Raw genomic sequence first — 6,800 nt, 5'->3', positions numbered from 1 at the left:
CAAGGATCTCCTCCAGGTGCTCGATGCCGAAGCGGCGCAGGGCTTCCGTGGCCGCCTCCTGGATGCCGAGCATCAGCAGGTTGTTGCCCAGCTGGGGGCCGATCAGGAACTCCGCCGAGAGGTAGGAGACCACGCGGGTGGGCGTGGCATTCACGGCCTCGATGCCCGCCAGGTAGCGGGTCATCAGCCGGTCGCGCACGGCATAGCTCAGGGCCAGGTAGAGGTCGTGGCGCGAAGCGGTGGGGGCGAGCTTGCCGAGCGTGTAGAAGAGATGCTCGGTCATGCCGTCAAACACGTCGTCGGCCGTGAGGCCGCTGCGTTCTGGATCGGCAAAGCAGCCCGGGGTGGGCAGCGGAAGCTTGCGGGGTTCGATCTCGCTCATCGGGTGGCCTCCACGGCGGGTTGGCTGGTGAGGGTCCAACGCCAGTTGGAGGTCTCGGGTGCATCCATGCCGTGCTCGTGGGCGTAGGCGCGGTTGGCCAGGATGGCCTCCTTCATGCGCTCCTTCACGTGGGCGGCGCGGGATCCCAGGCCGGGGACGCGATCGATCACGTCGATCACCAGGTTGAAGCGGTCGATCTGGTTGTTCATCGCCAGCTCGAGCGGGGTGTTGATGTTGCCCTTTTCCTTGTAGCCGCGCACGTGGAAGTTGGCGTGGTTGGTGCGGCGGTAGGTGAGGCGGTGGATCAGCCAGGGATAGCCGTGGAAGTTGAAGATCACCGGCCGATCAATGGTGAACAGCGTGTCGAAATCCCGATCGCTCAACCCGTGTGGGTGTTCGCCTGGGGTGGTGAGGGCAAACAGTTTCACCACGTTGAGCACGCGGATCTTGAGGGCGGGGATCTCGCGGCGCAGGATCTCAACGGCTGCCAGGGTCTCCTTGGTGGGGATGTCACCAGCGCAGGCCATCACCACATCCGGCTCATCGGGCTCGTGGCCGATGTGGTCGTTGCTGGCCCAGCTCCACAGGCCGATCCCCTTGGCCACGTGGGCCTGGGCCTGTTCCAGCGTGAGGTACTGCAGGTGATTCTGCTTGTCACTCACGATGATGTTGCACACGTTGGTCTCTACCAGTGCCTGCTCAGCCACTGCCAGTAGGGAGTTGGCATCGGCCGGCAGATACACCCGCACCACCTCGCCGCTCTTGTTGCCCGCCAGGTCGATGAAGCCGGGGTCCTGGTGGGTGAAGCCGTTGTGGTCCTGGCGCCACACGGTGGAGCTGATCAGGCAGTTCCAGGGGCCGATCGGCGCGCGCCATGGGGCGTGGTGAATGCAACTCTCCAGCCACTTGGCGTGCTGGTTGAACATCGAGGCGATCACATGGGCGAAGGCCTCGTAGGTGTGGAAGAAGCCGTGGCGGCCGGTGAGCAGATAGCCCTCCATCATTCCCACCAGGGTGTGCTCGGAGAGCATCTCCACCACGCGGCCATGGCGGGAGAGCTCGCTGCCGTTCAAGTCTTCCGGCAGGAAGTCCTCCATCCACACCTTCTTGCTCACCTCATAGATCGCCTGCAGGCGGTTGGAGGCGGTCTCGTCGGGGCCGAACACCCGCAGCGAATCGGGGTTGAGGCCGATGGCATCGCGCAGCAGCTCCCCCAGTGGCGCGGTGTTCTCGTGCTCCACCTGCCCCGGGCCGTTCAGGGCCACGGCGTAGCTCTCGATCGGTGCCAGGCGCAGCTTGCGGCGCAGCAGACCGCCGTTGGCGTGGGGGTTGGAGCCCATGCGGCGGTTGCCCGCCGGGGAGAGGGCTTGCAGCTCGGGGATCAAGGTGCCGTGCTGATCAAACAGCTCCCAGGAGCGGTAGCTCTTGATCCACTCCTCCAGCTGCTGCAGCTGGGCCGCATCGCCCTTGGGGTTGGGCAGCGGCACCTGGTGGCTGCGCCAGAAGTTCTCCAGCTTCTTCTCACCCAGAGCCGCTGGGCCAGTCCAGCCCTTGGGAGAGCGCAGCACGATCATTGGCCACAGCGGCCTGCACACGTTCGCGGGATCACCGCTGCGGCGCGCCTCGCTGCGGATCGCCTGGATGCGGCCGATCGCCCCATCCATCGCCGCCGCCATGGCGGCGTGCATCGCCATGGGCTCAGATCCCTCCACGAACAGGGGCTCCCAGCCGTAGCCCCGCAGCAGGCTGTCCAGTTCGGCCTTCGGGATCCGTGCCAGCAGGGTGGGGTTGGCGATCTTGTAGCCGTTGAGGTGCAGCACCGGCAGCACCGCCCCGTCGGAGAGGGGGTTGAGGAACTTGTTGATGTGCCAGCTGGTGGCCAGGGGCCCGGTTTCGGCCTCGCCGTCGCCCACGCAGGCAATCGCGATCAGCTCGGGGTTGTCGAAGACGGCGCCGCAGGCGTGGGAGAGCACGTAGCCGAGCTCGCCGCCCTCATGGATCGAGCCGGGGGTCTCCGGGGTGCAGTGGGAGCCGATGTGCCCCGGGAAGGAGAACTGCTTGACGAAGCGCCTCAGCCCCTCGGCATCCTGGGACTTGTCGGGATAGATTTCGCTGTAGGAGCCATCCAGGTAGGTGGGGGCCAGCACACCCGGAGCGCCGTGGCCAGGGCCCGACAGGTAGATCATGTCCAGGTGGTGCTGGCGGATCAGCCGGTTAGCATGGGCCCAGATGAAGGCCTGGCCCGGACTGGAGCCCCAGTGGCCCAGCAGCCGGTTCTTGATGTGCTCGGGCCTGAGGGGCTCGGTGAGCAGGGGGTTGTCCTGCAGATAGATCATGCCCACCGCCAAAACGTTGGCGGCGCGCCACCAGGAATCGATCAGCTCAAGCTCGCGCTGCCCCAGATCGCCAGATGGGAGGGTTGCCGCAGCGTGACCGGAACCGGGATTCGGCAGGGGAGAGAGCACTGGAGGCTGATCACTGACGCTCCATACTTTGATCAGCCTGCTCTAAGCCGCGACTAAGGACTGTTTATGACCGGTGTCAGCGCTGAGCCCCTGGTCACCAATCTCCCGCCAACCGAGCCCAGGGCCAGGATGGAGGCAACCAGCTGTTGTGACTCACCAGGTTCGTCAGCCGAGCAGCTCAACGGGCCGCTGCTGAGGTGAACGCCAGCCCAGGGCTGAGTGCTTCCTCAGCCGGTTATAGATCCCCATGAAGTGGGGCAGCCAGCGGTTCCGTTCCTCGGAGTTCGGGAAGGCCATGGCGTAGGCCCATTCCTTGCAAAGGGTCTGGATGTAGACGCAGTCGGCCGGAAGCAATACCGCATGGCCTTGCCGTTGGTTCTGGGTGTGTAGGGCCTTGTGCGGATGTGCCGCAGCCCCAAGGTAGGCAAGCCTTGGCGAACGCCTTGGAGACGTAAGCGGGTCCGTTGTCGCTCATCACCCGCCGGCACGCGATCCCTTGGCCGTTGAACCAGGCAGTAGCACGGCTGAGAAAGCCGATCACCGTCGGCTTCTGCTCGTCCGCCACCACCTCGCCATAGGCCAGCCGCGTGGTGTCATCAACGGCGACATGGACTTTGTCGTAGCCCACGCCGTAGGAACGAGCCCGTTGCCGGTCTCCGGTGATGCGGTGGCCCACCTTCCGGAATCTGGCCAGGGTCTTGATGTCGATGTGGATCAGGTCGCCCGGCCTGTCCCACTCGTACCGATGCACTGGTGGTTTGGGATCGAGATTGCGCAGGCGGCCGAGTCCCAGACGGTTGAGCAGCCTGGCAACAGTGGAGAAGGGGGCCTGCACAAGCCTGGCGACGTGCCGCAGATGCAGCCGCTGGTGGCGCAGTTCCACAGCGTGCTGCAGTTGCTGCGGATCCAGGGTCCGCCGTTGGGTGCGGCGCACACTCCGACGATCCGCCAGAGAGGCTGTACCACCTGATCGATACCGCGCCAGCCAGCGGTAGGCGCAACGGAGGCTGATCGCGTTTTCGGCCGCCAGTTCAGCAAGGCTGCGGCCCTGGTCTAGGTGCTGGGTCACGAGCCTGAGACCGCCCATCTGTGTCAGGCGGGAATTGGAGTAGCTATGGACGCGTGAGGTCGGGATTGCTGGGTCGCACCTCAACCCGTAGCGGCCTCACACCCCCTTGTCAGCTCAACAACCTGCTGAGACAGAACACCTAGCGGAACTGGGGCTGTTTGTGTTCGGCGAAGCTGCGCTGCAGAATATCGCCGAGGCTGAGACCCACGGGCAGGGTGCCACCAAAGGCCGTTCCGGCGATGTTGCGGTAGAGCTTGGCCTCCACCAGCCGATAGGTGGAATCGGGGAGGGGAATCACACCGGAGCGCCTGGCCAGAACCGTGCCCTGCTGCAGAATAGAGTTGACGAACTGGCGCACAACGGGCGCCTTCTGGAGATCGCGCTCATTCACATACATGAACAGCGCACGCGACAGGGGGATGTAGAGCGACTGCTGAACGGTGGCCTCAGACGGCAGCACCGGTCCCCGGGGCCCCACCACCGCCAGGGCCTTCAGAGCCTTGCGGTTGGATTGGTAGTAGTCGAAGCCGAAGTAGCCGAGGGCATTCGGATTGGTGGCCACGCAGCGCACGAGAACGTCATCGTCCTCGCTGGCGGTGTAATCGCGTCGGGAATCCTCCTCCCGTCCATTGATCGCCTTGTTGAAGGTGTCGAAGGTCCCCGAATCCTTGCCGGGTCCGCACAGGCGAATGGGCCGATCGGGCCAGGCGGGATCAACCTGCTTCCAGCGTCGGATCGTGCCTTCCGCCTGGCGGCTCCACAGTTTGCTGAGCTGGGCCGTACTGATCTGATCGAGCCAGTGGTTGCTGGGATGCACCACCACGGTGATGGCGTCAAAGGCGACTGGAAGCTCCAGGAAACGCACGCCACGGGCCTTGCACTGCTTGAGCTCGGCACTGCTGATCGGCCTGGAGGCGTTGGCGATGCTCAGCCGGCCCTCACAGAACTGGCGGAAGCCGGCACTGGTGCCGCTGGCGCCGAGATCAAAGCGTCTGCCGCGGTTCTGGCCACCCGCCTCAAAGCTGCGCACGGCCTCGCGGGCCAGGGGCAGCACCGTGCTGGAGCCATTGATCCGGACCGTGCTGGCGGGCTTCGAGCCGGCGGTCTGGGCGCCGCCGGGGCGGACGCTCAGCACAAGCGCCACCAGAAGACAGGCCAGGGGTCGTCCGCGCATCACGCCAAGAAAGGGCAACTAACTTCAACTCTCGCCCACAATCGGACCCACAGGGTTATGACTGGGTTATGGCCAGAACAATCCATGGCACGCACAACAGCATCATAACTCTTAAGCCATTCTTAATCAGCTGGAGCAGCCAATCGCACAGACTGGCGAATGAGCCGCCTGGTCACCGATGACCCTCGATGCCCTTCGAACCGTGGAGGCCTTCACGGACCCCAGCTGTGTGCGCGAGCTCCAGGCCGGCGAGACGCTGTTTTGCGAGGGCGATCAGGGCGAACGGCTCTATGGCCTGTTGGAGGGCGCCATTGAATTGCGCTCGGCCAGCTCGCCAGCTCTGGAAAGGATCACTGCGGGGCACGTCTTCGGAGCCGCCGCCCTGGCAACGGGCGAGCATCGCCGCCAGGTCACGGCCGTGGCGCTGGAGCCCTGCCGGCTGCTGGAGCTGGGGCGCGAGGAGTTTCTGTTTGCACTCCAGGAAACACCGATGTTCGCCCTGGCCCTGATCGCCGGCCTGGAGGAGCGGCTAGAGCAGGCCAAGGCCTGCGGCAGCTGAGCCGGGCCCGATCAGGCGCCGATCCCCGCTTTGCCGAACGGCCCCCGGGCGTTGCCCAGACGTTGAACACGCGTTAATCAGGCCTTAAACCCAGGGGAACATCCCCATGGGAGATTGGAGGTGTAGGGCTGTTCGCAGCCGCTCTTGATCGTGCCGATGAGCTTGGATTCAGGTCCTGATCTCTTCACCCTGCGCCGCCGCCCAGCCAGCGACAAGCTGGCGGATCGCAGCTTCCGCTGGCTGTCCGTGGCCTTGGCCTCCCTGGTGGGCCTGGTGCTGCTAGGCATCCTGCTCACCGTGATCAGCGGCTCCCGCCCGGCCATCGCCGCCTACGGACTCGCCTTCCTCACCACGTCAAACTGGGATCCGGTAGGGGATCAATACGGTGCCCTCACCGCCATCTACGGCACCATCGTCACCTCGGCGCTCTCCCTGCTGATCGCGGTGCCACTGGGGGTTGGCACGGCGATCTTCCTTACTGAAAACATCATCCCCGCCAAGCTTCGCAACACCTTCGCCCTGATGGTGGAGCTTCTGGCGGCAATCCCCTCGGTGGTGCTCGGCCTGTGGGCCATCTTCGTGCTGGAGCCGTTCCTGCGCCCCTTCCTCGGCTTCCTCTACACCTCGCTGGGCTGGCTGCCGATCTTCTCCACCGATCCCCAGGGCCCCGGCATGGCGCCGGCCATCCTGATCCTGGTGGTGATGATCCTGCCGATCATCACGGCCATCGCCCGGGATTCCCTGATGCAGGTGCCACCGGAGCTACGCCAGGCCGCCTACGGGATCGGCACCACCCGCTGGGGCGCGATCCTGCAGGTGATCCTGCCGGCGGCCGTCTCCGGCATCGCCGGCGGCGTGATGCTCGCCCTGGGGCGCGCCATGGGCGAAACCATGGCCGTGACCATGATCATCGGCAACTCCAACAACTTCAGCTGGAGCCTGCTCGCCCCGGGCAACACCATCTCCTCGATGCTCGCCAACCAGTTCGGTGAGGCCGATGGCAACCAGGTGTCCGCCCTGATGTATGCCGCCCTGGTGCTGATGGTGCTCACCCTGTTGGTGAATGTGCTCGCCCAGTGGGTGGTGCGGCGCCTCAGCCTCAAGTACACCTGATCCGGGTTCCATGCACGCCACTCTCTCCCCTCAAGGAC

General features: G+C 65.2%; 4 protein-coding genes and 2 pseudogenes. 2 read left to right on the top strand and 4 right to left on the bottom strand.

Translation table 11 applies throughout. The features are described 5' to 3' along the window. From CJZ98_RS12765 to CJZ98_RS12750, 4 genes and pseudogenes are all read right to left on the bottom strand, one after another. Nucleotides 1–382, bottom strand: a pseudogene (locus tag CJZ98_RS12765) (glycogen phosphorylase); the annotation flags it as partial. After that, on the bottom strand, nt 379–2,835 hold the full coding sequence (locus tag CJZ98_RS12760) for a phosphoketolase family protein (protein ID WP_094591520.1): 2,457 nt from the start codon (nt 2,833–2,835) through the stop codon (nt 379–381). The pseudogene CJZ98_RS12765 and the gene CJZ98_RS12760, both read right to left, overlap by 4 nt. 177 nt (nt 2,836–3,012) lie before the next feature. Continuing rightward, nucleotides 3,013–3,934 (bottom strand): annotated as a pseudogene (locus tag CJZ98_RS12755) (IS481 family transposase). 121 nt (nt 3,935–4,055) lie between these two features. Next, nucleotides 4,056–5,090: a PstS family phosphate ABC transporter substrate-binding protein gene (locus CJZ98_RS12750; protein WP_094591515.1), complete on the bottom strand. Its 1,035-nt coding sequence runs from the start codon at nt 5,088–5,090 to the stop codon at nt 4,056–4,058. Between the two features lie 178 nt (nt 5,091–5,268). Between CJZ98_RS12750 and CJZ98_RS12745 the strand changes: the two genes are divergently transcribed. Further along, nucleotides 5,269–5,649 carry a Crp/Fnr family transcriptional regulator gene (locus CJZ98_RS12745; RefSeq protein ID WP_094591514.1) on the top strand — a complete coding sequence of 127 codons (381 nt, stop codon included), beginning with the start codon at nt 5,269–5,271 and terminating at the stop codon, nt 5,647–5,649. A 156-nt stretch (nt 5,650–5,805) separates the two neighbouring features. Beyond that, nucleotides 5,806–6,762 (top strand): phosphate ABC transporter permease subunit PstC, encoded by a 957-nt coding sequence (gene pstC, locus CJZ98_RS12740; RefSeq protein WP_094591519.1) that lies wholly within the window; start codon nt 5,806–5,808, stop codon nt 6,760–6,762. The last annotated feature ends 38 nt before the right edge of the window (nt 6,763–6,800 follow it).

This window comes from Vulcanococcus limneticus LL, assembly GCF_002252705.1.
Taxonomy (GTDB): Bacteria; Cyanobacteriota; Cyanobacteriia; order PCC-6307; family Cyanobiaceae; genus Vulcanococcus; species Vulcanococcus limneticus.
The sequence above is the reverse complement of the archived record's forward strand: the minus strand, read 5'-3'. Positions and strand labels throughout refer to the sequence as shown.

Excerpts from the sequence above, each read along its gene's own strand:
- CJZ98_RS12750 (WP_094591515.1), bottom strand. The coding sequence starts at position 5,090 with ATGCGCGGACGACCCCTGGCCTGTCTTCTGGTGGCGCTTGTGCTGAGC.
- CJZ98_RS12745 (WP_094591514.1), top strand. The coding sequence starts at position 5,269 with ATGACCCTCGATGCCCTTCGAACCGTGGAGGCCTTCACGGACCCCAGC.
- pstC (WP_094591519.1), top strand. The coding sequence starts at position 5,806 with ATGAGCTTGGATTCAGGTCCTGATCTCTTCACCCTGCGCCGCCGCCCA.